The organism is Nesterenkonia sandarakina (assembly GCF_003003175.1).
In the GTDB taxonomy this organism is placed as follows: domain Bacteria; phylum Actinomycetota; class Actinomycetes; order Actinomycetales; family Micrococcaceae; genus Nesterenkonia; species Nesterenkonia sandarakina_A.
This window is the reverse complement of record NZ_PVTY01000002.1, coordinates 143,609-170,108: the sequence shown is the minus strand read 5'-3', so window position 1 is coordinate 170,108 and position 26,500 is coordinate 143,609. Positions and strand designations below refer to the sequence as shown.

Below are 26,500 nucleotides of genomic sequence, written 5' to 3'. Positions count from 1 at the left end.
AAGCGGCTCTGGGCACGAAGAAGCCCGGCAGCTCCTCTCCCCTCGAGAGGCGCCACCGGGCTTCTTCGCTGCTCAGCGCGATCTCTCGCGCAGAGTCTTCAGGATCAGCGGCGTTCCGCCAGCTCGTGGGGAAGCGGCTCCGGATCCTCGAGCAGACGACCGGCCTTGCGGTCTGACAGGTACTGCTTCATCTCTTCCTTGACCTTCGGCGCCAGGATCACCAGGCCGATGACGTTGATGAAGATACACATGAACAGCGCCGAGTCGGCGAAGCTGAAGATGTTGTTGGTCGAGACCAGGCAGCCGATGACGACCAGGAGCAGGGCGATGCCGCGGAAGATCGCGTCACCGACCTTGGTGGTGCCGAAGAGGTGGCGCCAGGCCTGGATGCCGTAGTAGGACCAGGTGATCAGTGTGGAGTATGCGAACAGCAGCACTGCCACGGTCAGGATGATGTTGAAGCCGGGCAGGAACGAGTCGAAGGCCGCGGAGGTCAGAGCCACCGGGTTCTCGGCCGAACCTGCATCCAGGGCCTCCTGGTATTCGGGGGTCCAGGCGAAGATGATGACCAGTGCGGTCATCGTGCAGATCACGACGGTGTCGATGAAGGGCTCGAGAGCGGCGACGAAGCCCTCCGAGATCGGGCGGCGGGTCTTGACTGCGGAGTGGGCGATCGGTGCAGAACCGATGCCGGCCTCGTTGGAGAAGGCTGCGCGCTGGACGCCGATGATGATGACGCCGAGCATGCCGCCGGCGACGCCCTCGGGAGAGAACGCGCCGGTGATGATCGCGCTGAACGCGTCACCGATGTTGGCGAAGTTCACGGCGATGACGATCAGGCAGGCGCCGACGTAGATGATGGCCATGGCCGGCACCAGCTTGGCGGTGACCGAACCGATGGACTTGATGCCGCCGATGACGACGACGCCGACCAGGATGGCGAAGATGATGCCGAAGATCAGTGCTGCAAGATCCGAGCCTAAGACACCCTCATCGCCGCCGGTGGCTGCGCGGAGCTGGCCGAAGGCCTGGTTGGCCTGGAACATGCCGCCGCCGACAACGCCGAAGAGCATGATGGCGATGGCGAAGAGGCCGGTGATGATGGCCACCGGGATGCGACCAAGCTTGTGGTACGCCACCTTGAGGTACTGGAAGGGTCCGCCGTGGACCACGCCGTTCTCATCGATGTAGCGGTACTTCACACCAAGGGTGCACTCCACGAACTTGGTACACATGCCGAAGAGACCGGCGACGATCATCCAGAAGGTGGCGCCCGGGCCACCCATGGAGACCGCCGCTGCCACACCGGCGATGTTGCCGAGGCCCACTGTGGCGGAGACCGCTGAGGTCAGCGCCTGGAAGTGGGAGACCTCGCCGGGATCCTTCTCGGAGGTCCACTTGCCGCGGACCACCTCGAGGCTGACGTGCGGGGTGCGAAGCTGCACGAAGCCGAAGTAGATGGAGAAGCCGATCGCCGCGAGGATCGACCAGAGCACCACGATCGGTGCGTCGAAGCCGCCCAGCGGGACGGTGGCGAAGATGATGGCAGCGAATCCGTCTGCGATTCCAGCGAACCACCCGTCAATGGTGGTGGCAGTCTGCTGCAGGACGGATTCCTCCGCGGCAGCCGCCATGATGTACGCACTCGTGGTGCTCATGTCATTCCCTCATTCGATGATCGGTGCAAGCACGTGTGACCTCGCGCTCCGGGGTAGAGCCCCGGGTTGCGCAATAATCTACTCCCCGACTGTTTCAGGCAGTTTGCGACACGCAATGAATGTGTATCGTGCATGTTTCCAGGTGGCGGAATATTGCACAAGAGAGAATTGTGCCATAGAACACAGAAACGGCCCAGAATCGCGCTCGGGAGCGGATTCTGGGCCGTCTGTAAGACGCTCAGCGGGAGCGGATCAGCCTTCGATCCCCAGCTTGGCCAGCACGATCTCGCGGACCTTGCCGGCGTCGGCCTGGCCGCGGGTCTCCTTCATGACCGGGCCGATGAGCGCGCCGATGGCCTTGAGCTTGCCGGCGGCGATCTTCTCCACCACGTCGGGGTTCTCGGCCATGGCCTTCTCCACCGCAGCGGTCAGCGCGCCGGAGTCATCTGAGACGACCTCCAGGCCGCGGGCGGTGACGATCTCCTCCGGGGTGCCTTCCCCGGCGACCACGTGCTCCAGGACCTGGCGGGCGATCTTGTCATTGATCCGACCCTCCTCGATGAGCGCGTTCAGGGCGCTGATCGTGGCGGGCTCGACGCCGAGGGCGGCGGGTTCGAGATCTCGGGCGTTGGCCAGCCGGGAGATCTCCCCCATCCACCATTTGCGCGCCACGCTCGGGGAGACTCCAGCGGCCACGGTCTCGTCGATCTCGTCGAGCAGTCCGGCAGCGACCACGTCGCGGAACTCCTGCTCCGAGAAGCCCCAGGCGGCGAGCAGCCGGCGCTTGCGGTCCGCCGGAGGTTCCGGCAGCTGGGAGCGCAGCTCCTCGACCCAGGCCGCCGTGGTGACGATCGGGACCAGGTCCGGCTCCGGGAAGTAGCGGTAGTCGTCGGCGTCGGACTTCGGACGGCCCGAGCTGGTGGTGCGGGTGCCCTCCTGCCAGTGCCGGGTCTCCTGCACGATGGTCCCGCCCGCGGCGAGGACGCCTGCATGGCGGCGCATCTCGAAGCTGACCGCGTGCTCCACGGCGCGCAGCGAGTTCACGTTCTTGGTCTCCGAGCGGGTGCCGAAGGTCGTGGTGCCCTTGGGCATCATCGAGACGTTGGCGTCGCAGCGGACGTTGCCGCGCTCCATCTTCGCATCCGAGATGTCGAGGCCCTTGACGATGTCGCGCACCGCCGAGACGTAGGCCCGCGCGAGCTCCGGCGCCCGGGCACCGGCGCCGACGATGGGCTTGGTCACGATCTCCACCAGCGGGATCCCGGAACGGTTGTAGTCCACCAGGGAATAGTCCGCGCCCTGGATCCGCCCGGAGGTGCCGGCGTGGGTCAGCTTGCCCGCGTCCTCCTCCATGTGGGCGCGTTCGATCTCCACGCGGAAGATCTCCCCGTCGTCGAGCTCGATGTCCAGGTAGCCGTCGAAGGCGATCGGCTCGTCGTACTGCGAGGTCTGCCAGTTCTTCGGGGTGTCCGGGTAGAAGTACTGCTTGCGGGCGAAGCGGCAGTACTCGGCGATCTCGCAGTTCAGCGCGAGGCCGAGCTTGACCGCGTATTCCACGGCCTTGCCGTTGACCACGGGCAGGGTGCCGGGCAGGCCCAGGCAGACCTCGTTGACGTTGGTGTTGGGCTCGTCGCCGAAGGCGTTGGGCGCCGAGGAGAACATCTTGGTCTTGGTGTTGAGCTCCACGTGGACCTCGAAGCCGAGCACCGGATCGAACTTCTCCAGCGCCTCCTCGAAGCTCAGTGGGGACGCATCTGTGAGCGTGTCAGTCATCTCTTCCTTCACTTCCCGGCGGGGTGAGCCGCCGCTTCCGAAGTCTCTGCCAGCTCAGGCGCCTGCGCCCAGAGCGGCTCGGCGTCCTTGGTGAGCAGCTTCTCCAGCGCCGCGCCAGCCCGGTAGACCCGGGCATCCTCCCGGATCGGGGCGAGGAACTGGATGCCCACAGGCAGGCCCTCGGAGAGTCCGCCCGGCACCGAGAGTCCGGGGATGCCGGCGAGGTTGGCCGGGATCGTGGCCACATCGTTGAGGTACATCGCCAACGGGTCGTCGTCGTTCTCGCCCAGCGGGAACGCCACGGTGGGCGAGGTCGGGGAGATCAGCACGTCGGCCTTCTCGAACGCGGCGTCGAAGTCCTGCTGGATCAGCGTGCGGACCTTCTGCGCGGAGCCGTAGTAGGCGTCGTAGTAGCCGGCCGAGAGCGCGTAGGTGCCCAGGATGATGCGGCGCTTGACCTCGTCGCCGAACCCTGCGGCCCGGGTGGAGCCCATGACGCGTTCGATGGTCAGTGCCCCGTCCTCGGGCAGCACCCGGGTGCCGTAGCGCACGCCGTCGAACTTCGCGAGGTTGGAGGAGGCCTCGGAGGGCATGATCAGGTAGTAGGCGCCCAGCGCGTAGTCGAAGCTGGGGCAGTCGACCTCCACGATCTCGGCGCCCGCGGCGCGCAGCACGTCCAGCGCCTCGTGGAAGCGGGCAAGCACGCCCTCCTGGTATCCCTCACCCTGGAGCTGCTTGATCACACCGACCCGCAGGCCGGCCACGTCGGCGCCGCGGACGATCTCGGCGAGGGCCGGGACCTCTCCGGTGAGCGAGGTGGAGTCCTTGGGGTCGTGTCCGGCGATCAGCTCGTGGAGCAGCGCCGCGTCCTCGGTGGTCCGCGCCACCGGACCGATCTGGTCCAGCGAGGAGGCCATCGCGATGGCCCCGTAGCGGGAGACCGCGCCGTAGGTGGGCTTGCCGCCCACCGTGCCGGTCATCGCGCCGGGCTGGCGGATCGACCCGCCGGTGTCGGTGCCCAGCGCCAGCGGGGCCTCGAACGCCGCGACCGCGGCCGCGGACCCGCCTCCGGAGCCGCCCGGGATCCGGGTGACGTCCCAGGGGTTGCGGGTCTCGCCATAGGCGGAGTGCTCCGTGGAGGAGCCCATCGCGAACTCGTCCAGGTTGGTCTTGCCCAGGATCGGCAGCTTCGCGGCACGCAGCTTGGTCACCACGGTGGCGTCATAGGGACTCATCCAGCCGTCGAGCATCTTGGAGCCGGCGGTGGTGGGCTGGCCTTCGGTGACGATCAGGTCCTTGACCGCGATCGGCACGCCCGCCAGCGGGTGCAGGGCCTCGGCCTCGGCGCCGCCGCCGGCGCGGATCGCGTCGACCTCGGCGGCGGTGCGCAGCGCCTCCTCGGTGGCGACGTGCAGGAACGCGTTGATGCCGCGCTCGCCGCCGTCGACGGCGGCGATCCGATCCAGGTGGGCCTGGGTCAGCGCCACGGAGGTGATCTCACCTGCGCACAGCTTCGCGGCCATCTCGGCGGCGGTGAGCCGGATCAGCTCATGGGTGTGGGTGCTCATATCTGGGGTCACTCCTCGTCCAGGATCGCCGGGACCTTGAACCGGCCGGCTTCAGCGTCAGGTGCATTGAGCAGCGACTGTTCAGCGGTGAAGACATGCCCGACCTCGTCCTCACGGAAGACGTTGGTCAGCGGCAGCGGGTGGCTGGTGGCGTGGATGTCGCCGGAGACGGCCTCAGAGACGGTCGCCACGGAATCCACGATGACGGCCAGCTCCTGCGCCATCTTCTGCAGCTCCTGCTCGGTCATGCTGATGTGCGCCAGTTTGGCAAGATGCTCAACGTCTGCGCGCGAGATCTCAGACATGCAGCTCCCTCGGGGATCGGTGGTGGATGAACTCGGTCCAGTCTATCGGCCAGGACGACGGCGGGCGGCGGGTCCGACCGGACCGGACAGCACCCCTCGGGCGGCAACCCCGCCCGGGGCTCGTCCCCGGACACGACGACGGCGGCCGCCCACCTGCGCAGGTGAGCGGCCGCCGTCGTCGTGCTGGGCCCGATCAGTCGATTCGACCGATGCCTCGGTCAAGCTGGTCGGCCCTGGGGGGCGTGCGGGATCAGTCGGCCACGTCCTGGACCGGGGCTTCGTAGCGCAGGACTGCGGCCACGGCGCCGGAGACCGGGGAGCTGATCAGTCCGACGGAGGCACCGACGCCGGCGGCGTCGGCCAGCAGCTGGTCCTCGCCCTCGGCGCGCTCGTCCTGGCGCAGCAGCAGGGTATCGACCGCGCCCAGCCGCAGCGCGGCCTGGATCTCGTCGGTGCCCTCGGCGGAGCGACCGTGTCCGGTGGCTTCGCCGTAGCGATCGGTCGAGTCCTTGCCGCGTGCGATGACGACGCGGCGAGCGATCACGGTCAGCTCATCTCGCAGGGCCTGTTCGGTCCCCTCATCGGCGCTGCCGGAAGGGATGCCTCCCCCGGTCTGGGCCTCGACGGTAAGCTCCTGGAGCGCCTTGGGCAGCTCCTCGTGCAGTCCACGTCGACCCTGGGACTCGCCGGCGACGACGATCACGTCGGGGTTCCAGGAGTCGGCGATCGTCGCGACCCGCTCCGAGATGTCCCGGATGTTCTGGGTGGCGGCCTCGTCGGCGGAGCGCTGGATCTGCTTGTGGCTCAGCGCGCCCTGGCGAGGCTTGTGCACCGACTCGCTGCTCGTGCCCTGGACCGATTCCTCCGCGTCGGAGGCGAGCAGCTCGTCGCCGGAGACGACCAGTCGGCGGATCACTGCCTGCTGCTGGTCAGCGATGACCACGAGCATCCGGGCGGCGCCGAGGCGGTGGCGGACGTAGTCTCCGAGCTGGGCGGGCTCACCGACGGTGGCGAGATCTCCGGAGCCCTGGGCGGCGTCGAAGTGCTCTTCGAGGATCACTCGGGTCTGGTCCGCGACGAGGACGCGACCTTCGTTGTGGACCTCGGTGGCGGCTGGTCGGGTGACGGACTCGTCCAGCGCGGTCAGCGCCGCGTCCGGTGTGCCCGCATCGGCGAGCTGGCTCCGGAGATCCTGCCAGCGGAGCCGAAGCTGATCCTCGGCGTCGGCGGCGGGGGAACGTGCTTCGAGATAGACGGTGGCGAACGGGCCCTGGGCCTCGTAGACGCCTCGTAGATTGGCCAGCTGCAACTGTGCTCCTTCCTGCGTCCGGCGGCGCTGGGAGCTGGCTCCCTGGCCGCTCGACGCGAGCTGTTGGTGACAACAGGTGACTGTCTTCGACGCTATCGAGGACGCAAAGCTGGGGTCAAGCGACCTGTTCCTGCACATCGACGACGACGACGGTGACGTTGTCGCGTCCACCGGCGCGCAGGGCCTGGTGGATCAGCCAGTCCACGGTGTCCTGGGCGTTGCGCCCGGCGCCGAGGATGCGTTCGATCTCTGAGTCGCTCAACTCTCCGCTGAGTCCGTCCGAGCAGATCATCAGGCGCTGGCCGGACCGCACCGGGGATTCGAAGTAGTCCGCGTCCCACATGTCCCCGGCGCCGAGGGCCCGGGTGATGACGTTGCGCTGCGGGTGGATGTGCAGCTCCTCGGCGCTGATGAGCCCGGATTCGAACATGTCCTGGACCTGGGAGTGGTCGCGGCTCAGCTGCCGCAGCCGGCCGTCTTCGAAGAGATAGGTGCGGGAGTCCCCGATGTTGAACACGAGCCAGTTCAGCCCGTCGCCCTGGTCGACCAGCAGTGCGCCGGAGACGGTGGTGCCGGCCTTGGAGTCTGTGGCCTCGCGGATCCGCTGGTCGGCTTCACCCAGGAAGGCCTGGATCTGGTCCCGCGAGACGCGGCCTTCGGCCCGGTTCCAGCCGTCGGCGAGGGTCTGCACGGCCAGCGCGGAGGCGACCTCGCCGGCCTCGTGTCCGCCCATTCCGTCGGCCACGGCGAAGAGCGTGTCGGTGATCACCGAGGAGTCCTCGTTGAGTTCCCGGCGCAGGCCGACATGGGACCCGTATCCGTAATCGAGGTAGAGGCCGGCGGGCTGAGTCTGCTGCTCCCGGGGGTCCTCTGGACTATCTGCGCTCGCTGCCACATCACCATCTTGTCACGGTGCCGGTCGCTGTGGTGACCGTGCGGCGCGTTTCTCACCGCGCGGCCTACGACGGCACCCGGGCTGGGCGCAGTCTGGGCGCTCATCCGGTCTCCCATGCCGAGACCCTGCTGGTCAGCGGTTCTCGGTGATGATCCCGGCACCCTGGCCGCGCAGCAGCATGTTCGGCTGGACCTCGCCGAAGCCGCGCACGATCCGGGGCGGCTGCGGGACCAGCAGATAATCCGGGTTGGACTCCAGGGTCTGCGCGGTGACCTGGTCCACCAGGATGGTGCCCGGATCCGCCAGCGAGGTCAGCCGGGCGGCGAGGTTCACGGTGGGCCCGTAGATGTCTCCCATCCGGGAGAGCACGCGGCCCCACACCACTGACACCCGGGCCTCGGGCAGGACTCCGTCGGCCGCGATGGACTCGGCCAGGGCGAGGGCGATCTCGGCGCCGGCCTCCGGGGTCTCGGCGTTGTAGAGCACCTCGTCCCCGACGGTCTTCACCAGCCGACCCCCGCCGATGGAGATGATCTCGGCACATTTGGACTCGAAGTGCTGGACCATGTGGGCCAGGGTGCGTTCGTTCATCTGCCGCGAGAGCGAGGTGTAGGAGACCAGGTCGGCGAAGCCGACGGCGCGGGCCAGTGGAAGGGCGGCGTCGTCCTCGGCACCGGTGCGCCCGTGTGCGGTGGCGGCCAGGCCGGACTCGACCCGGACGGTGAGCCGCTGCAGCGCCGCGGAGAGCTGGCGTCGCCAGGTGTAGCCCATGAGCTTCTGGATGGGTTCGATCAGCTTGGGCAGCGTCTCGACGACCTGGGTGCGCGCCACTGCGTCGGAGAGCTGACCGTTGGCGATCTTGTCCTCCACCAGGGCCTCGATCTGCCAGACCACCATGCGGTCGGTCATCTGCCCGACTGAGCGGGTCATCGAGATGGCGGTCTCCTCATTGAGGTGACCGTCGCGGACCAGCTCGATCATTGTGGCGAGCGCCTCGACGTCGGTCTTGGTGAAGGCCTTGACGTCGTCGTCGAGGTTGGGGAATCCCAGTGCCCGCCAGAGCCGGCGGGCGGAGCGGGTGGAGACGCCCAGCTGGTGCGCCATCTCACGGTAGGTGAGGGTGCGTTCGGCGCCGAGCAGCCGGTGCTCCAGGTCGCGGATCGTCCGGTGCCATTCGCGCTGTTCCATGGTCGGGATCGGGATGGCCGCGGTCTCCGGGGAGCGTTCGTGCCCGTTGAGCGCAGCGGTGGCCGGATCCGCCGATGCGTCGCGTGCCGCCTGGGCCTGCCCGGCGGTGAGGCCGAGGCCGCGATCCGCCGGTCCTTCCCGAGGCACCGTGAAGTCTGGGTCGACGGTGAGCCGCCCCTCCCCCGCCTCCTGCAGCACGGTCTTGCGCACCTTGCCCTGGAGTCGCGGGGAGTTGAAGTCGGACCAGTCCTGACGGGCCGCTTCGAGCTCGGCCGAGGAGTAGTTCGCCGAGACTCCGCTCGGCGGGCCGTCGGCCCCTGCCGCCTCGGCCGAACCGGCGGCCTCCGGGGAGAGCCTGGTGGGTTCGCCGCTGAGCTCGATGCCGCTGCTGGCACCCGGCGGCGTGTAGCGCACGGCACGCCAGGAGGAGTCGGTGTCCTCGCCGCCGAGGTAGACCGGCCTCGGGTCATCGGCTGCCGAGGTCTCAGGCATAGTGCGCCTCTCCGTATCCGCCGGGGGCGGGTGCCTGGCTCGCGTACTGCGCGGCGACGTGGCGTCGGTATTCGCCCAGCTCTTCGGCGATGACGGTCTGGAAGTGTGCGGCGTCGGGCATGTTGCTCAGCCGGGTGCGCTGATGCTGGCCGTAGGCGCCGTGGAGCAGGATCAGGTCACCGGCCTGGGACATGGACTGGATCCGGGACTGTTTGAGCTGCACCTCGGAGAGCAGGCCCAGCGGGACGACGTTCGCCTGGGCGGCGCCGAGCAGGTTCTTCTGCACCACCCGGTGACTGGTCAGGTAGGTCATCCGGCTGCCCCAGCTCAGGAGCGGCTTGAGCGTGCCGAAGGCGAGCGCGAGGAGCCCTCCGGCCCAGACCAGGAACACTCCGATGTGCCGATAGTGCTCCACGAACTCGGGCTGGTCGGCCCGGGAGAGGTAGCCCAGCAGGAAACTCATCACCATCACGGTGACGAGGAAGTTCAGCAGAGCAGGCAGCAGTGCGCGGTGATGGGCGCGGGTGCGGATGACCACCTGCTCGCCGTCGACCAGCTTGAGCTTCATCGTGAGCCACAGCCTCCTGCCGGTCCTCGTCGACGCGCCCCGGGCCAGGGCGCGCGCGTTCATATGCCTTCTGCGATGTCAGTCTACCGGGGGTCGCTGAGCACCAGCTTGGCCCCTCCTCCTCGCGCGCCCTTTCCGGCGCCGCGTGACGCTTCGACCCGGCGGCGTGCTCGGCCGGCGGGGGCGGGGCACTCTGGGGGTTCGGTGTGATCTCTAGGAGGTGGGGCGCAGGTGCGTCACATCACCGGCCGAGAAGGATCTCAGCAGCGGCGCCCGGGGCACCCAGTCCTGCTCGGGTGCGCCGCGCCGGGCGGTGACCTCCACGTCAAGCGCACCTTGCGCGGTGAGTCCCCGGGCGACGCCGCGCTCGGCGCTGCCGTCGGGCAGCTCCACGCGGACCTCTTGGCCGAGGGTGGTGAGCACCTCTCCCACCAGCGCGGTCAGCACCTGAGGCACGGTGTCCGGAGCCTGCCGCGCGGCGGCTTCGACGACGCCGAGCAGATCGGCGAAGCGCTCCAGGTAGCAGCACAGCAGCTCGGTGCGCAGCCGTGCCGCCTCATCGCTGCCCGGCTCAACCAGGCTGCTCGGCTCAACCTGGCTGCTGGGTCGACCGATCGACTCGGCGTGCAGATCCGTGCGCCGATCGGTGCCTCGATCTGTGCGTCGGCGGCGGAGCTCGATCAGCACCGAGGTGGAGTTCTCGGTGGGCAGCTGCTCGGGTGTGAGCAGCACGTTGATCCCGACTCCCAGGACGACGGCGGCCGGACCGCCCCCCGGGATTCCCGCCACGGCCGAGGCGAGGATCCCGCTGATCTTCCGCGCGGGTCCCTCGGGCTGGGTCACCTGCACGTCATTGGGCCATTTGAGCACTGCGCGCTGACCCTCGTCGTCGAGTCCGACGTCCTGGCGCAGCGTGTCCACCAGGGCTCGCCCGGCGAGCATCGAGAGCCAGCCCAGATGCGTCGGGTCGAGCCGGGGGCGCAGCACGATCGAGGTCGAGAGCGACGCCCCCTTCGGCGAGCTCCAGACCCGTCCGAGCCGACCCCGACCACCGGTCTGCTCCTCGGCGGTGAGCACCGAGAGGTGCGGCCACGCCGTCGTCCTCTTCTCCTGCCCCGGCGGCTGCGTCCGTGACTCGGCGGTGAGCGCGTCGATCAGCCACTGATTCGTGGACCCGATCGATTCGACCCGATCCAGCCGCGCGTAGGCCCCGCCGGCGTCGGTGAGCAGTCGGCGGGCGAGCAGGGCCTCATCGAGCGGAGGCAGCGCGGCAGTCATGAGCCCAGATTAGGCCACCCGGGTCGCGCCGCCGGGTTGCGCCGCATCAGAGGAAGGCGTCGGGGATCAGCTCGGACTCGGGGTCCACCGCGTAGTCGGTGAAGTCCTCGATGCCCAGCTGGCGCAGCACCTGTTCGTCGGTGAGGAAGGCACCGCTGATCGGGCGCAGCGTCCCGTCGGGCGCGGGGCTGGTCACCTGCCCGGAGAGCAGCGCCAAGGCGGCGTCGGCGACGATGTCGACCCGGCGGGCGCCTCGGATCATGGTCTCGCCCTGCTCGCCGGCGAGCGCGGCCAGGTTCCGGATCGCCGCGGTGTCGATATAGGTGGCGGGCCACAGCGAGTTCACTGCCACGCCGTCGGGCTCGAGCTCCGCCGCCAGGCCCACGGTGGTCATCGACATCCCGTACTTGGACATCGTGTACGCCAGATGCCGGCCCAGCCAGACCGGATCCAGGCCGGACCCGCTCAGCGCCAGCGGCGGCGAGAGGGTCAGGATCTGCGGGGTGAAGCCTGTCGGCGCGGCCGCGCCGGCGTCGCCCTGGGAGGCCCGGTGCTTGGCGGCGCTGGTGCGCAGGTGCGGGACGGCGGTCTTGGACAGCAGGAAGGTGCCGCGGACGTTGATGTCGTGCATCAGGTCGTAGCGCTTCATGTCCAGCACCTCGGTGGGTGAGAGATCGATCGCCGAGGCGTTGTTGATGACGATGTCGATGCCGCCGAAGGTCTCCACGGTCTGATCCACGGCGGAGAGCACGTCCTCGTCGCGGCGCACGTCGCCGACCACCGCGAGCCCTTGGCCGCCGGCGGCCCGGATGTCCTCCACGGCGGTGTGCACGGTGCCGGCGAGCTTCGGGTGCGGGGTGTCGGTCTTCGCCAGGAGCGCGACATTGGCTCCGCGGCCGGCCAGCGCGACGGCGATGGCGTGTCCGATGCCTCGGGATCCGCCGGAGATCAGGACGGTCCGTCCGGTGAGCTCGCCGGCCCGGGCGGCCTCCGCGGCAGGGGCGGGGTCAGGTGAGGTGAACTGGGTCATAGAATCACCCTACCGGTGAGTAACCACGGGTGGAAGCACATGACTTCGTCGATGCGCGCAAGTCCCGCCTGGCTTTTTGTAGAGAGTCCACAGCGGAATGGCACTCCCACCTGGATAGACTGGCCGCTGAATTGTGGACTTCCTCCAGCCTGCGATCGGAAAGGTACCCCCGCGCAGCCATGACGTCAGACATCACCACCACCGCCGGCAAACTGGCAGACTTCCGCCGGCGACGCGACAAGACCCATGCCCCCGCAGGGGAGGAAGCCGTGGCCAAGCAGCACAGTCGCGGGAAGAACACCGCCCGGGAGCGCATCGACATGCTCCTGGACCCGGATTCCTTCATCGAGCTCGACGCTCTGGCGGTGCACCGCTCCACCTCCTTCGGGATGGAGACCCGCCACCCGCTGGGCGACGGCCTGGTCTCGGGCTACGGCACCATCGATGGCCGACTCGTCGCCGTGTACTCCCAGGACTTCACGGTCTTCGGCGGCTCGCTCTCGAAGGTCAACGGCGAGAAGATCGTCAAGGTCCAGGAGTTCGCTGCGCGCAACGGCTGCCCGGTGATCGGGATCAACGACGGCGGCGGCGCCCGCATCCAGGAGGGTGTGGCCTCCCTGGCCATGTTCGCCGACATCTTCCGGAACAACGTCCACGCCTCGGGCGTGGTCCCGCAGATCACGCTGATCATGGGCCCGGCCGCCGGCGGAGCCGCCTACTCCCCCGCGCTGAACGACTTCGTGATCATGGTGGACAAGACCTCGCACATGTTCATCACCGGACCCGACGTCATCAAGTCGGTCACCGGTGAGGATGTCGACATGGAGACCCTGGGTGGAGCCCGCTCCCATTCCACGGTCACCGGCACCGCAGCCTATATGGCCACCGACGAGGCCGACGCCGTGGAGTTCGCCAAGGAGCTGCTGGAGTTCCTCCCGCTGAACAACCTCGCCGAAGCGCCCATCGAGGACTTCGAGGAGCGGCCCAAGATCGAGGCCGGAGACGAGGCGCTCAACGCGCTGATCCCGGATTCGTCCTCGGCGCCCTACGACATGCGCACCGTCATCGAACAGATCCTCGACGACGGTCACTTCCTGGAGCTGCAGAGCCTCTATGCCCCGAACGTCACGATCGGCTTCGGCCGGGTCGAGGGCCGCTCGGTCGGCGTCGTGGCGAACCAGCCCACCCAGTTCGCCGGGACCCTGGACATCGCCGCCTCCGAGAAGGCCGCCCGGTTCGTCCGCTTCTGCGACTCCTTCAACATCCCGATCCTGACCCTGGTCGACGTCCCGGGCTTCCTGCCCGGCACCGACCAGGAGTTCAACGGGATCATCCGGCGCGGCGCGAAGCTGCTCTACGCCTATGCCGAGGCCACAGTCCCGAAGATCACGGTGATCACGCGCAAGGCCTTCGGCGGCGCGTACATCGTGATGGGCTCCAAGAAGCTCGGTGCAGATGTGAACCTGGCCTGGCCCACGGCGCAGATCGGCGTGATGGGCGCTCAGGGCGCGGTGAACATCCTCTACCGGCGTGACCTCGCGGCAGTGGAGAAGTCCGGCGGCGACGTCGAGGGGCGCCGAAAGTCGCTGATCGCCGACTACGAGGCGGAGCTGCTGAATCCGTACCAGGCCGCTGAGCTCGGTTACATCGACGCGGTGATCGAACCGGCGGAGACCCGCTGGCAGATCGCCAACGCCCTGCGCGCCACCCAGCACAAGCGTGAGGCGCTGCCGGCGAAGAAGCACGGGAACATTCCGCTCTAGGAGGGCTTCAGACCATGACCGATGCAACCCTGAGCGCCGAGGAGTCCGCGGCGAGTCCCGCGGCGCCTTCCTCGAGCGACCCCGGTCCCGGCTCCGAGGCACCCCCTGAAGCACCCTCCTCGACGGCTTCCGCCGAGGACGTCGACCTCGAGCAGGATCCCGACACTCAGCGGGATCCCGACACCGAGTCGGACACCGAGGCTGAGCCGGATGGTGAGGCTGAGCCGGATGGTGAGGCTGAGCCGGATACGGACGCCGCGGACCTGCAGATGGCCGGTGGGACGCTCACCGACGAGGAGCTCGCCGCAGTGACCGCGCTGCTGGGCACCCTGGCCGGGGACTCCGGGGCGGACGGCAACGGCGCCGGCACCGCCGGACCCAGCGACCGCACCCTGCAGCGCCGACGTCGGCTGGGCCTCTGGGGTCGACCCGGCCCGGACTCCTGGAAGCATGCGGCGGGTCTGCGATGACCCGCCTGATCCTCGGCTCCGCCTCGACCAGCCGCGCCCGGATCCTGAACCAGGCCGACATCGCCTTCACGGTGCGCGTCTCCGACGTCGACGAGCCAGCTGCCGTGGCCGCCGCGCAGGAGAAGCTCGACGGTGAGCAGCTCACCCCCGCCATGGAGGCCCAGCTGCTCGCCGATATGAAGGCCTCGGCGGTCGCGAACCTGCCCGGCATCAACAGCCGACCTTCGGTCCTGGTGCTCGGCTGCGACTCGGTCTTCGAGCTCGACGGGGCCAGCTACGGCAAGCCCTATCAGGTCGACGTCGCGGTGCAGCGCTGGAAGCAGATGCGCGGACGCACCGGGGTGCTCCACACCGGCCACGCCCTGGTCGACGCCGCCACCGGGACCCGGGCCCAGCGCACGGTGTCCACCCGGGTCAGCTTCGCCGAGCCCAGCGACGCCGAGATCCAGCGCTACGCCCAGTCCGGGGAGCCGCTGAACTGCGCCGGAGGCTTCACCATCGACGGTCGCGGCTCCGCCTTCATCGACTCCATCGAAGGAGATCACCTCTCCGTCATCGGGGTCTCCCCCGCAGCGCTGCACTCGATGCTCGCCGAGCTCGGCCATTCCATCACCGACCTGTGGTCCCCGCCCCGGCGGTGAGCCACACCTGAGACATCCCAGGCGCGGCACCGCCCGCACCTGCAGACCCACCGAGTCAAGGTGGGTGACAGCGAAAGCAGAGAGAGGAACCATGACCGAGTTCACCAAGGTCCTGATCGCAAACCGCGGCGAGATCGCCGTCCGCGTGATCCGCGCCGCCCAGGATGAGGGGCTGGCCACCGTCGCCGTCTATGCCGACCCGGACCGTGACTCGGTGCATGTGCGCATGGCCGATGAGGCCTACGCCCTCGGCGGCGCCACCGCCGCGGACAGCTACCTGAGCATCCCGAAGATCCTCGCCGCAGCCCGCGCCACCGGCGCCGACGCGGTGCACCCGGGCTACGGGTTCCTCTCCGAGAACGCGGAGTTCGCCCAGGCCGTGATCGACGCGCGCCTGACCTGGATCGGGCCCTCGCCCAAAGCCATCGAGACCCTCGGAGACAAGGTCTCCGCACGGCAGCTCGCCGAACGGGTCGGCGCACCGCTGGCACCGGGGACCAAGGAACCGGTCAAGGACGCCAAGGAGGTCATGCGCTTCGCCGAGAAGCAGGGCCTCCCACTCGCCATCAAGGCTGCCTACGGCGGCGGCGGGCGCGGCATCAAGGTGGTCCGCGAACACGACGAGATCGCCGAGCTCTTCGAGTCCGCGGTGCGCGAGGCGGTCTCCGCCTTCGGTCGCGGCGAATGCTTCATCGAACGCTTCCTGGACTCCCCGCGCCATGTCGAGACCCAGTGCCTGGCGGATGAGCACGGCAACGTCGTCGTCGTCTCCACCCGCGACTGCTCGCTGCAGCGGCGCAACCAGAAGCTCGTCGAGGAGGCCCCCGCCCCGTTCCTGACCCGGGCGCAGAACCGGCAGCTCTACCGCTCCTCCAAGGCCATCATGCGCGAGGCGGGCTACGTCGGCGCCGGCACCTGTGAGTTCCTCATCGGTCAGGACGGCACCATCAGCTTCCTCGAGGTCAACACCCGGCTGCAGGTCGAGCACCCGGTCTCCGAGGAGGTCACCGGCCTCGACCTGGTCCGCGAACAGTTCCGGATCGCCCGCGGCGAGCGGCTGGGCTATGAGGATCCCGAGATCCGCGGGCACAGCATCGAGTTCCGGATCAACGGCGAGGACCCGGGCCGGAACTTCATGCCGGCACCGGGCACTCTGGAGACCTTCGACCTGCCGCACGGACCCGGGGTCCGGGTGGACTCCGGCGTCCACGCCGGTGAGACCATCTCCGGAGCATTCGACTCGATGATCGCGAAGGTCATCATCACCGGCGCCACCCGGGAGCAGGCGCTGCGCCGGGCCCGGCGCGCGCTCAAGGAGATGAAGGTCGAGGGCATGCCGACCGTGCTCCCCTTCCACCGCGCGGTGCTCGAAGACCCGGCCTTCGCCCCGGAGCTCGCGCTGCGCAGCCCGAGCCAGTCCACCGCCGGCGGGTCCGGTTCCGCGACGACCGCCGGGCACGGCAATGCGGTCTCCCAGGCGGCCGAGCGACTGGCACGACGCCGGGCGTCGGCTCCGGAGAGCTTCAGCGTGCACACCCGGTGGATCGAGACCGAGTTCGACAACCAGATCCCGCCGTACAACGCGCTGATGGCCCACCCGGCCCATGACCACGAGGAACCGCGCGAGTCGGTCGTGATGGAGGTCAACGGCAAGCGCATCACGGTGAACCTGCCCGCGGCGCTCGCCGGCGGCAAGGTCGGCGGGAAGCCCGCTGGAGGGAAGAAGCGGCGCAAGGCGCGGAGCACCTCCGCCGCCGCGATATCCGGCGATGACCTGACCTCACCGATGCAGGGCACGATCGTGAAGGTGGCCGCGAAGGACGGGTCGAAGGTCGCCGAGGGGGACCTGGTGCTGGTCCTGGAGGCGATGAAGATGGAACAGCCGATCACCGCGCACAAGTCTGGCCGGATCAAGGGGCTCAAGGCCAAGGCCGGCTCCACCGTGACGGCCGGCCAGGTCGTGGCCAGCATCATCGACTGAGCCCCGCCCCGCGAGAGTGGGCCGGCCCCTGGACAGTGGGCCGGCCCCGCGGATATCCGGCGAGTCCGGTCAGCCCTGGCGGGCGGCGACCAGGTCGCGGACCCTGCTGTAGAGCGGATCTGCCGGCTGCAGCCCGGTGACCTGGGTGGTCAGCGCGTCAGCGTCGAGCTCGGCCAGCAGCTGCTGCAGCTGCTGGGTCTGCTCATCTGCGGCGGACTCGAAGTACAGCGCCGCCTCGACGACGGCGAGCAGCCCCTCCACGCTTAGCCCGCGCTCCTGCGCCTCGACCGCCGGACCGACGAGTCGTTCGTTGCGGGAGAGCTTGCGCAGCGGCTGCCGGCCCACCCGGTCCACGGTGTCGGGCAGCTCCGGATTGCGGAAGCGCTCCAGGATGGTCTCCCGATAGGCGGCCATCTCCTCGGCCGCGAAGCCGTGCTTGGCCACCAGCAGTGCGGAGGTCTCCTCCAGCGCCGCCCGGACTCCGGCGAAGACGGTCTCATCGGCCAGCGCCTCAGCGATCTTGCTGCGCCCGGCCCGGAAGCCCAGGTATGCCGCGGCGGCGTGACCGGTGTTCACGGTGAAGAGCTTGCGCTCGATGTAGGGCCCGAGGTCCTCCACGAAGTGGGCACCCGGGATGTTGGGCCGGTCTGCGCCGAAGGGGCCTGCTTCGATCGCCCATTCGTAGAACGGCTCCACGGTGACGTCGACTCCCCCGCCAGTGGGCTGTCCTGGGACGATCCGGTCCACCGCGGTGTTGGCGAAGACTGCCCGGGCGGAGAGCTCCTCCCACTGGTCCCCGGCCAGCTCCTGCACGTGACCGCGCAGGGTGTCGGTGGCGCCCAGCGCGTTCTCACACGCCATCACCTGCAGCGGCTTCGCGTCGGCCGGGCGCTGGAGCAGGCCGGCGAGGACGTGCGGGGCGATGAACTTCAAGATGGCAGGTCCCACAGCCGTCGTGACCACATCCGCCGCGGCGACCTCTGCGGCCACCGCCTGGGGGTTCTCCGCACTGTTGATCGCCCGGAAGTTCGTGACCTCCCGGTCGACGCCACCGGCTCCGACCTCGTGGACGGTGTAGCTGCCCGCTGCCGTGAGCGCGTCCACCAGGGGCGCGGCGACATCGGAGAAGACCACCTCGTAGCCTCCCTCGTGCAGGAGGGTTCCCACGAAGCCGCGGCCGATGTTTCCCGCACCGAAATGAACTGCCAGCATGTTGACTCCCAAGATTGAGTGCTCAGTTGTGTGCTCGGATAAAAGTGGTGTGTACAGCGCCGAAGGGGGTGCGCCACCGGGTGATCCCGCGTGACGCACCCCCTTGTCGCTCAGCTCGTGCCCGAGGGCACCAGTGTCAGCTCAGGCTCAGCCGGCGTTGACCGCCGAGAGCAGCCGCAGCAGCTCCTCCTCGGAGGAGGCTCGCTTGAGCTTGGCGACCTCTGCCTCGTCGGAGAAGAGCTCCGCGATCTTGGAGAGGATCTCCAGGTGCTCGTCGCCGACCCCGGCGATGCCGATCACGAAGGTGACCTTCTCGCCGGACCAGTCCACGCCGCCGTCGTAGCGGGTCACCGACAGGGCCGAGGCCAGAACAGCTGCCTTGGCGTCGTTGGTGCCGTGTGGGATGGCGAGCTCGTTGCCCATGTAGGTGGAGACCGTGGCCTCGCGCTCCTTCATGGCGGAGAGGTACTCCCCGGTGACAGCTCCGGCGGCGCCGAGGATCTCGGCGGCCTCGGTGAGCGCCTCATCCTGGGTGGCCGAAGCGGAGTGGATCCGGACCTGCGAGCGGGTCAGGATCTGCGAGTCGCTGCGCACCCGGGTGTCCGTGGCGACGCCCCCTGCGGAGGAGTCTCTGGAATCCGCGGTGCCGTCAGCGCCGGAGCCGGAGCCCGCGGCCTTGAATTCGCTCTCGCGGATCAGCGTGACGACGTCGTCGTACTCCGGGGCGTTCATGAAGCTGTCCACGGAGACGTGCACCGCCTGCGGCTCCTTGGCCCGGGCCCGATCCGTGAGCTGCTGCTGGGTGATGACCAGATCAGCGTTGCCGGGAAGCGAGGCGACGGCCTTGTTGGTGACCGTCACGCCCTCGATGCCGGCGCCGACGATCTTCTTGCGCAGCACCGAGGCGCCCATCGCGGAGGAGCCCATGCCGGCGTCGCAGGCGAAGATCACGTTGGTGATCTTCTGCGCCGGGACCTGGGTCGCGGAGGAGAGGTTCGCCAGGTGCGAGGAGGACTTGCCCTTGTTCGCCTCGGTCTTGGCCACTGCGGCGGAGAAGCTGTCCTCGGTCGCCGCGAGATCGCGCTTGCGGCTGGAGAGCAGGATGACCGCGGCCACGGCGAAGGTCACGCCTGCGGAGAGGATCACCGAGAGGATGACGCCGACATAGGAGTCCGAGGCCGTCTGCAGCATGATCGCGAAGATGGAACCCGGCGCAGCCGGGGCGCGCAGGCCGGCGTCGAAGACCATGTTGGTGCCCACGCCGGTGGCGCCGCCAGCGACGACCGCCAGCAGCAGAGCCGGCTTCATCAGCACGTAGGGGAAGTAGACCTCGTGGATGCCGCCGAGGAACTGGATGAGGATCGCGCCCGGAGCCGTGGCCCGTGCGACGCCGGTGCCGAAGACGGTGAACGCCAGCAGCACGCCCAGGCCCGGACCGGGGTTGGCTTCGAGCAGGAAGAGGATCGACTTGCCGTTCTCGGCGGCGTCGGCGATGCCCAGCGGGGTCAGCACGCCGTGGTTGATGGCGTTGTTGAGGAAGAAGACCTTCGCGGGCTCGATGATGACCGAGGTCAGCGGCAGCAGGTTGGTCTCGATGAGCCAGCGCACGGCGGTGCCCATGACGTCCATGAGCGCGTTGATCACCGGGGCGAGCCAGTAGAAGCCGGCGAGGGCGAGCAGGAATCCGCCGATGCCGGCGGAGAACATGTTGACCAGCATCTCGAAGCCGGACTTGATCTTGCCCTCCCACAGACCGTCCAGCGCCTTGATCGCGTAGGCGCCCAGCGGGCCCATGATCATCGCACCGATGAACATGTGCACCTGACCAAGCTCGTCGGCGCCCTCGGCGAGGCCGGCGTTGAACTGCGCGACGATCCAGTCGGACCCGGCGATCACACCCATGGTGGCGATCGCGCCGACCACCGCACCGCGGGTCTCATAGATCATCCGGCCACCCTGCATGGCGATCAGGATCGGGAGCAGGTAGTGGATCATCGGTCCGACGATCGTGGCCAGGCCCTCGTTCGGGAAGGGGCCGACGTCGATGAACAGCGCGGTGATGATGCCCCACGCGATCAGGGCCGGGATGTTGGGCATGATCATGCCCGATAGGAACGAGCCGAATCGCTGGACGGCTACTCGCGCGCCGCCCTGATTCTTCGTCTCAGCTGACACCGTTGTCATGACGGAGCCTCTTTCTTGTGATGGTGCGGCGCCCCTCAGCGGGTGCGTCGAAGGTGACGGTCCCGGAAGGGGGACCTGTTTCAGTGATTCATGAGGTGATTCAGTTGCACTTCAGGTGTTGCGTCGGTTCTGCGCACGCGGCGGTTCAGGACTTCTGCGCGGCCCCCTGCGCCGCCTCGCGTGCCTGTGTCGCCGTGGCGGCGGTCAGCGCGGCGGCTGCGATGCTGCGCGCCTCCTCCACGGTGTGCAGCTTCAGCTCGGCCCGCACATCGGCGAGCGCGGCCGGAGACATGGACAGCGTGTTCACACCGAGTCCGACCAGGACGACGGCGAGCAGCGGGTCCGCTGCGGCCTCGCCGCAGACTCCGACCGGCTTGCCTGAGGCGATCCCGGCGGCGCCGACCTCACGGATCAGCCGCAGCACTGCGGGGTGCCATGGGTCCTGGAGGGACGCCACGGATCCGAGCAGACGGTCGGCCGCCATCGTGTACTGGGTCAGGTCGTTGGTGCCGATGGAGGCGAAGTCGGTGCGGGTGAGCAGCTCGTCGGCCATCAGCGCGATGGAGGGGACCTCCACCATGACTCCTGCGGTCGCCAGCCCGTGCTCCTTGGCCAGTGCGGTGAACGCCTCGGCCTCCTCCACGGTGGAGACCATCGGAGCCATGACCCAGACGTCGGCCTCGGTGTTCTCCTGCGCCTGAGCCAGCGCCGTGAGCTGGTCCGTGAGGATCTGCTCGTTGGCCATCAGCGCGCGCAGGCCGCGCAGACCCAGCGCCGGGTTCTCCTCGGGTGCATCGTTGAGGAAGCTCAGCGGCTTGTCGGCGCCGGCGTCGAGCGCCCGGACCACGACCTTCTGCCCTGGGAACGCCTCGAGCACCGACTGGTAGGCCTGGCGTTGCTCGTCCACCGACGGGGCCTCGTCGGCGCTGAGGAAGAGGAACTCGGTGCGGAAGAGTCCCACGCCCTCGGCGCCCAGCGCCACGGCCTTGTCGGTGCTCTTGGCCGAACCGAGGTTCGCCAGCAGCGGCACGGCGGTCCCGTCCGCCAGGGCGCCGGGGGTGATCGGGGCTGCGGCCTCCGCCTCATGGGCCGCGCGGCGGGCCTCGGCCTCGTCGAGCTGTTCCTGGGTGGGGTCGGTGATGACCGTGCCGGCTCCGGCATCGACGATGACCTGCTGGCCCTCGGTCAGGCTCTCCGCCTCGGCGACGCCGACGATGGCGGTGATGGACTTCTCCCGGGCCAGGATCGCGGTGTGCGAGGTGGGTCCGCCCTGGATGGTCACCAGGGCCTGGACCTGGTCGAGGTTCAGCAGCGCGGTGTCCGCCGGTGCCAGGTCCTCGGCCACCAGGATGAACGGGTGGCCCGGGTCGGGGACTCCTGGGGCGGGCAGTCCGCGCAGGCTGGCGATCACGCGCTGGGAGACGTCGGAGAGGTCAGAGGCGCGCTCGCCGAGGTAGCCGCCGAGCGCTTCGAGCGTGGCGCGGAACTCGGCGAAGGCCTCGTGCACGGCATATTCGCCGGTCTTGCCCGCCTGCAGCCGGGTCGCCACGGCGTCGTGCAGCGTCGGGTCCTGGGCCATCATGGCCTGGGCCTCGAGCACGTCGCGCGCCATGCCGCCGGCGGTGCGACCGCGTGCCTCGAGCTCGGCGGCCACTTCGGCGACTGCCACCTGCACACGCTGCGTCTCGTCCTCCGCGCTGCGCGCGGAGGCTTCATCGGCAGGTGCTGGCGGCGGAGGGGACATCCGCGCCACAGGACCCGCGGCGATGCCCCTTCCGACGCCGATTCCGGAGAGCTCCGACATCAGGAGGCGCTGTCGTGGTCGGTGGTGAGGAACTGCTCCAGGCTGTCCAGGGTCTGCTCCTCGTTCTCGCCCTCGGCGGTGAGCAGCACCTGGTCGTCCTTCTCCACGCCGAGGGAGAGCACTCCGAGGATGCTGGCCGCGTTGACGGACTTCTCACCCTTGGCGATCGTCACCTGCGCGCCGGAGGCCTGGGCTGCCTCCACGAACAGCTTGGCCGGACGTGCGTGCAGCCCCTGGGAGGAAGCGACGGTGACAGTGCGAGTTGAGCTCATGAGAGTCCCTTTCGGGTTGATGCGGCGGCAGCCGCGTCGGGCATGGGGAGAGCCTCGAGGATCAGCGCCAAGGCGCTGGTGCCCTCAAGGTCGGTATAGATGTCTGCGGGAAGCAGTCTCACCGTGGTGCCTGCCGGCGCGGTGAGTCCTTCGATGTCCTCCAACGAGTCCGCCAGATGCGGGCCCAGGAGGATCAGATCTGCGGAGTCGAGATCATGCAGCAGCGAGGCCTGGTTTCCTGCGCGCACCCCGTGGGGCACGCCGGCGCGGCGCATCGCCTTCTGCAGGCGCTGGGCCACGAAGGTGCTGGACGCGCCAGCACCACAGACCACCAGGATCTCCATTGATCTCACACTCCTTCCTAGTTGATTGTGCAGTGATTCAGGGCACATCGCACCGGCCTGGGGCCGAGAGTTCTTTCCGCCCGGGAGGAAAAACCGCCCGCGCCATGTGGCTGCCCGGTAAGGTTTGAGCGTGGACCGGATGAGCAGACGCCAGGAGCAGCTGATCAATCTGCTCCTGCGTGAACCCGGGTGGATCACCGCCGGCTCACTGGCGGACCTGCTCGGGGTGACCCCGCGCAGCGTCAGGTCCTACATCGCGCAGCTGAACGCACGCGTCCCCGTCGGAGCTCCTGCGGCTGACTCCCAGACGGCTCTGATCGAATCCGGGCCCGCCGGGTACCGGGCGGACCGGGCCGCGCTGGCGACGCTGCGCAGCGACTCCGGCCGCGCGTCGACCCGGGACCGGCTCCACGGCCTGGTGCATGAGCTGCTTGAGGCCCAGAACGGGGTCGACCTGCGCCGCACTGCGGAGCGCCTCTACGTCTCCATGGCCACGGTGGAGGCCGATCTGGTCCGGGTCCGCGAGCTGCTGGCGGACACCGGCAACACCATCCAACGCTCAGGCTCGCGCGCGCTGCTGGTCGGCGATGAGCTCGCCCAACGGCGGCTGGTCTCCAAGCTCGCCCACGAGGAGATGGAGCATGGCTCCTTCGACGGCGAGGGCCTGCGCCGCGCCGCGGGGCTGGGCTCCCTGGAGGCTGAGGCCTTCGGCCCGTTCAAGCGGGAGCTGGCGGCACAGCTGGCCGAGCAGGGCTATTACGTCAACGAGTTCGCCTCCGCGGATGTGGTCCTGCACGTGGCCATCGCCGCAGATCGGGTCAGCCACGGCCATCCCCTGGAGGGCACCCATCTGCAGCCCAGCGCCCAGCAGGAGCGGCTCGCCGGCGTCGTCGGGAAGCTGGCCTCGGAGCATTTCGGGGTGAGTCTGGGCCAGGGCGACCTGCAGCACCTGGCCTCGCTGGTGCTGACCCGGGTGGTCGCCTCGGACGGCAGCGCAGGCACCGAGGTGCCGCTGGACGCCGAGGTGGAACGGGCGGTGATCCGCGCCGTGGGCCACGCCGCCCAGGAGTATCTGGTCGACATCGCTCACGCGGACTTCATCCGGCGGCTGAGCCTGCACGTGCAGAACCTGGTCCACCGGGCTCGGGAGCAGGCATTCTCCCGCAACCCGCTGACCAAGTCGCTGAAATCGACCTATCCGATGATCTTCCAGGTCGCGGTCTCCATCGCCAGTGACATCTCCGAACAGCTGGACGTGCTGATCCGTGAGGATGAGATCGCCTATATCGCCATGCATGTGGGCGGCCGGCTCGAGCGCAGCCGTCGCGCGGACGCCGCGCTGACCGCGACCATCGTCTGTCCCGGCTACTACGAGCTGCACGATCTGCTGCGCTCACGGCTGGATGAATCACTCGGCCCGGGCATCGAGGTGACCGCGGTGGAGACCCGGACGGATCCTGACTGGGCCGGGATGGACACCGATCTGGTGCTGACCACGATCGAACCCCCGGTGCCCGATGAGCGCACGGTGCAGCTGGCACCGTTCATCACCGACGCCGACATGCAGCGCATCGCCGCGGTGGCGTCGAAGCGTCGTCGCGCCCGCCGGCTCACCCGACTGCGCGGAGAGCTCGAGCGGTACTTCAGCCCCCAGGCCTTCATCCGCCCGCTCAAGGCCAAGGATGAGGAGGATGCGATCCGCCAGCTCAGCGCTCCGCTCCTGGCCGAGGGCGTCATCGATGAGGACTATGTGCTGGGCACCATCGAGCGCGAACGCCTCTCCTCCACCGCGTTCACCGAGTCGCTCGCGGTCCCCCACGCGCTGACCATGACGGCCCGACGCACGGCGCTCTCCATCGGGATCGCCGAGGGATCGATCCGCTGGGGCGAGGGTCGCATCCAGGTCGTGGCCCTGGCGGCGTTCTCCGAGTCAGAGCGCGATGCGTTCCAGACCATCTTCGAACAGCTCATCGAGGTGCTCAGCGAACGCGAGTCGCTGCAGCGGATCCTGCGCCGAGGCACCGACTTCGGCGGGTTCCTCGACGAGCTGGTCGCCGTGATCGACGGCTGAGCGGAACCCTGCGCTCACCCGGACACAGAGCTGCCCCGCCCCTGGCTGATGTGCCTGGGACGGGGCAGCTGGAGCCGATCGGCTACTTGGCAGCCTCGGTGTAGAGCGACTTCTTCGAGGTCTCCGGGGCCAGGATCAGAGCGATCAGCGTGAGCACGCCCAGGCCGGCCAGATACAGCCCGACCGCTCCGACGCCGGAGGCCTGGACCAGCCAGGCCGCCACGAACGGGGTCAGCGCCGCACCAAGGATCGAGGCGGCGTTGTAGGCCACGCCCGATCCGGTGTAGCGGGTGTTCGTCGGGAACAGCTCCGGCAGCACCGCAGACATCGGGCCGAAGGTAAGCCCCATCAGCGTCATCCCGACGGCGAGGAAGGCCAGCATCTGCCAGACGTTGAGGTCCTCGCCGGTGCCCATGGACTCGGCGGAGAGCCAGTAGCGGAAGGTCAGCCCGAAGATCATGATCGCGATCGTGACCACGATCAGCATCGGGCGCCGGCCGAAGCGGTCGGCAAGTCGGCCGGCCACCGGCACGAAGATCGCGAAGAAGGTGATCGCGACGATCTGCAGCACCAGGAAGTCCTGATATCCGTAGCCCAGGCCTCCGACCTCGGCGCTGCCGATGGCGTAGGACAGGACCCAGGTGGTCATCAGGTAGAACAGTCCGTAGGTGGCGAGCATGATGAAGGTGCCCAGGATGATCTCCCACCAGTTGCGCCGGAACACCTCACCGATGGGGGCCTTGACCCGCTCGTTGCTTTCCATGGCCTTGGCGAAGACCGGGGTCTCCTCGATCCGCAGCCGCACGTAGAGCCCGACGGCGACCATGATCACCGAGAGCAGGAACGGCAGTCGCCAGCCCCAGACCAGGAAGGGGTCGTTGAGGTCGGTCGCGGTGGAGTCGTAGGAGAAGAGGGTGGCCAGCAGCAGGAAGAGACCGTTGGCGAGCATGAAGCCGAAGGGGGCGCCGAGCTGCGGCCACATGGCGGCCTGCGCACGCTTGCCCGGTCGGGCGGTCTCCGAGGCCAGCAGTGCGGCACCGGACCATTCTCCGCCCAGGCCGAGGCCCTGGCAGAAGCGCAGGATGGTCAGCATCGCTGGCGCCCACAGACCGATCTGCTGGTAGGTGGGCAGCGTGCCGATCAGGAATGTCGCGATGCCCATGGTCAGCAGCGCGCCGACCAGGGTGGCCTTGCGTCCGACCTTGTCCCCGTAGTGGCCGAAGATGATCGCTCCCAGCGGCCGCGCCACGAAGGCCGCGCCGAAGGTCGCCATCGAGGCCAGCAGCGCGGAGCCCTCATCGCCGTAGAAGAAGAGCAGAGGGAAGATCGAGACGGCTGCGGTGGCGTAGATGTAGAAGTCGTAGAACTCGATCGTGGTCCCGATCAGCGAGGCCATGATGATCCGGCGGCGCGGGACTGTCAGGTTCTCATCGGCTACGTCGTCGACTTTTCGGTTCGAGGCGCCGGGCACAGAGGGGTCAACAGAGGTAGACATTGCTGGGCATCTCCACAGAAGGATTGATGGTGGGCGGCGCCGAGTGCGGCGCAGACCCAAAATGATAGGTCGAGGCCTGCGGATCCCTGTACCCGCGCGGTGGCAGTCTCATCAGCTGAGACTGGAGTGAGCACTTTCCTGAGTCACGTCTATCGCTCCAGGATGGTGCACCCTTCGTTGATCTGCATCGATCTCTCAA

General features: G+C 68.8%; 21 protein-coding genes. 5 read left to right on the top strand and 16 right to left on the bottom strand.

Translation table 11 applies throughout. The features are described from left to right. Window positions 1-104 precede the first annotated feature (104 nt). The 10 genes from BCL67_RS02360 to BCL67_RS02315 all read right to left on the bottom strand — a co-directional run bounded on the left by BCL67_RS02360 (window position 105) and on the right by BCL67_RS02315 (window position 12,064). A complete protein-coding gene (locus BCL67_RS02360) occupies window positions 105-1,658 on the bottom strand; it encodes an alanine/glycine:cation symporter family protein (RefSeq protein ID WP_258174685.1) in 1,554 nt (517 codons plus the stop codon). Between the two features lie 252 nt (window positions 1,659-1,910). Next, complete coding sequence (gene gatB / locus BCL67_RS02355; RefSeq protein WP_106121859.1) at window positions 1,911-3,431, bottom strand: Asp-tRNA(Asn)/Glu-tRNA(Gln) amidotransferase subunit GatB; 1,521 nt, start codon at window positions 3,429-3,431, stop codon at window positions 1,911-1,913. An 8-nt stretch (window positions 3,432-3,439) separates the two neighbouring features. After that, window positions 3,440-4,999 (bottom strand): Asp-tRNA(Asn)/Glu-tRNA(Gln) amidotransferase subunit GatA, encoded by a 1,560-nt coding sequence (gatA, locus tag BCL67_RS02350; protein WP_106121858.1) that lies wholly within the window; start codon window positions 4,997-4,999, stop codon window positions 3,440-3,442. 8 nt (window positions 5,000-5,007) lie between these two features. Then, window positions 5,008-5,304 (bottom strand): Asp-tRNA(Asn)/Glu-tRNA(Gln) amidotransferase subunit GatC, encoded by a 297-nt coding sequence (gatC, locus tag BCL67_RS02345; protein ID WP_106121857.1) that lies wholly within the window; start codon window positions 5,302-5,304, stop codon window positions 5,008-5,010. 250 nt (window positions 5,305-5,554) lie between these two features. Next, window positions 5,555-6,613 (bottom strand): baeRF2 domain-containing protein, encoded by a 1,059-nt coding sequence (locus BCL67_RS02340; RefSeq protein WP_106121856.1) that lies wholly within the window; start codon window positions 6,611-6,613, stop codon window positions 5,555-5,557. A 115-nt stretch (window positions 6,614-6,728) separates the two neighbouring features. Further along, the gene (locus tag BCL67_RS02335) at window positions 6,729-7,508 is read right to left on the bottom strand and encodes a protein phosphatase 2C domain-containing protein (RefSeq protein WP_106121855.1); all 780 of its coding nucleotides are present in this window, start codon (window positions 7,506-7,508) and stop codon (window positions 6,729-6,731) included. A 132-nt stretch (window positions 7,509-7,640) separates the two neighbouring features. Continuing rightward, window positions 7,641-8,696, bottom strand: coding sequence for an adenylate/guanylate cyclase domain-containing protein (locus BCL67_RS02330; protein WP_258174701.1), 1,056 nt, complete (start codon window positions 8,694-8,696; stop codon window positions 7,641-7,643). A 484-nt stretch (window positions 8,697-9,180) separates the two neighbouring features. After that, window positions 9,181-9,819 (bottom strand): hypothetical protein, encoded by a 639-nt coding sequence (locus BCL67_RS02325; RefSeq protein WP_146131057.1) that lies wholly within the window; start codon window positions 9,817-9,819, stop codon window positions 9,181-9,183. Window positions 9,820-9,969: 150 nt separating this feature from the next. Then, window positions 9,970-11,034 (bottom strand): biotin--[acetyl-CoA-carboxylase] ligase, encoded by a 1,065-nt coding sequence (locus tag BCL67_RS15345; RefSeq protein ID WP_181255856.1) that lies wholly within the window; start codon window positions 11,032-11,034, stop codon window positions 9,970-9,972. Window positions 11,035-11,080: 46 nt separating this feature from the next. Beyond that, the gene (locus BCL67_RS02315; RefSeq protein ID WP_106121852.1) at window positions 11,081-12,064 is read right to left on the bottom strand and encodes an SDR family oxidoreductase; all 984 of its coding nucleotides are present in this window, start codon (window positions 12,062-12,064) and stop codon (window positions 11,081-11,083) included. 179 nt (window positions 12,065-12,243) lie between these two features. On the opposite strand from BCL67_RS02315, the gene BCL67_RS02310 reads away from it, so the two are divergent. The 4 genes from BCL67_RS02310 (at window position 12,244) to BCL67_RS02295 (ending at window position 16,919) form a co-directional block, all read left to right on the top strand. Next, the gene (locus BCL67_RS02310; RefSeq protein ID WP_106121851.1) at window positions 12,244-13,827 is read left to right on the top strand and encodes an acyl-CoA carboxylase subunit beta; all 1,584 of its coding nucleotides are present in this window, start codon (window positions 12,244-12,246) and stop codon (window positions 13,825-13,827) included. Between the two features lie 14 nt (window positions 13,828-13,841). Then, window positions 13,842-14,297, top strand: a complete 456-nt coding sequence (locus BCL67_RS02305; protein WP_106121850.1) for an acyl-CoA carboxylase epsilon subunit — start codon at window positions 13,842-13,844, stop codon at window positions 14,295-14,297. Next, window positions 14,294-14,938, top strand: a complete 645-nt coding sequence (locus BCL67_RS02300; protein WP_106121849.1) for a Maf family protein — start codon at window positions 14,294-14,296, stop codon at window positions 14,936-14,938. Before BCL67_RS02305 ends, BCL67_RS02300 begins: the two co-directional genes overlap by 4 nt. A 91-nt stretch (window positions 14,939-15,029) precedes the next feature. Beyond that, a complete protein-coding gene (locus BCL67_RS02295) occupies window positions 15,030-16,919 on the top strand; it encodes an ATP-binding protein (protein ID WP_106121848.1) in 1,890 nt (629 codons plus the stop codon). Between the two features lie 69 nt (window positions 16,920-16,988). On the opposite strand, the gene BCL67_RS02290 is transcribed toward BCL67_RS02295, so the two are convergent. The 5 genes from BCL67_RS02290 to BCL67_RS02270 form a co-directional block, all read right to left on the bottom strand. Beyond that, window positions 16,989-18,131: a mannitol-1-phosphate 5-dehydrogenase gene (locus BCL67_RS02290; RefSeq protein ID WP_106121847.1), complete on the bottom strand. Its 1,143-nt coding sequence runs from the start codon at window positions 18,129-18,131 to the stop codon at window positions 16,989-16,991. Window positions 18,132-18,278: 147 nt separating this feature from the next. Beyond that, complete coding sequence (locus tag BCL67_RS02285) at window positions 18,279-20,234, bottom strand: PTS mannitol transporter subunit IICBA (protein ID WP_374955619.1); 1,956 nt, start codon at window positions 20,232-20,234, stop codon at window positions 18,279-18,281. A 226-nt stretch (window positions 20,235-20,460) separates the two neighbouring features. After that, entirely contained in the window at window positions 20,461-22,119 is a 1,659-nt protein-coding gene (gene ptsP / locus BCL67_RS02280; protein ID WP_106121845.1) for a phosphoenolpyruvate--protein phosphotransferase, read from the bottom strand. Further along, window positions 22,119-22,391 carry an HPr family phosphocarrier protein gene (locus BCL67_RS02275; RefSeq protein WP_106121844.1) on the bottom strand — a complete coding sequence of 91 codons (273 nt, stop codon included), beginning with the start codon at window positions 22,389-22,391 and terminating at the stop codon, window positions 22,119-22,121. The genes ptsP and BCL67_RS02275 overlap by 1 nt, the downstream gene beginning before the upstream one ends. After that, entirely contained in the window at window positions 22,388-22,735 is a 348-nt protein-coding gene (locus tag BCL67_RS02270) for a PTS sugar transporter subunit IIB (protein ID WP_106121843.1), read from the bottom strand. The genes BCL67_RS02275 and BCL67_RS02270 overlap by 4 nt, the downstream gene beginning before the upstream one ends. Window positions 22,736-22,874: 139 nt before the next feature. On the opposite strand from BCL67_RS02270, the gene BCL67_RS02265 reads away from it, so the two are divergent. Continuing rightward, the gene (locus BCL67_RS02265; RefSeq protein WP_106121927.1) at window positions 22,875-24,806 is read left to right on the top strand and encodes a BglG family transcription antiterminator; all 1,932 of its coding nucleotides are present in this window, start codon (window positions 22,875-22,877) and stop codon (window positions 24,804-24,806) included. Between the two features lie 82 nt (window positions 24,807-24,888). On the opposite strand, the gene BCL67_RS02260 is transcribed toward BCL67_RS02265, so the two are convergent. Then, on the bottom strand, window positions 24,889-26,301 hold the full coding sequence (locus BCL67_RS02260; protein WP_106121842.1) for an MFS transporter: 1,413 nt from the start codon (window positions 26,299-26,301) through the stop codon (window positions 24,889-24,891). Window positions 26,302-26,500 lie beyond the last annotated feature (199 nt).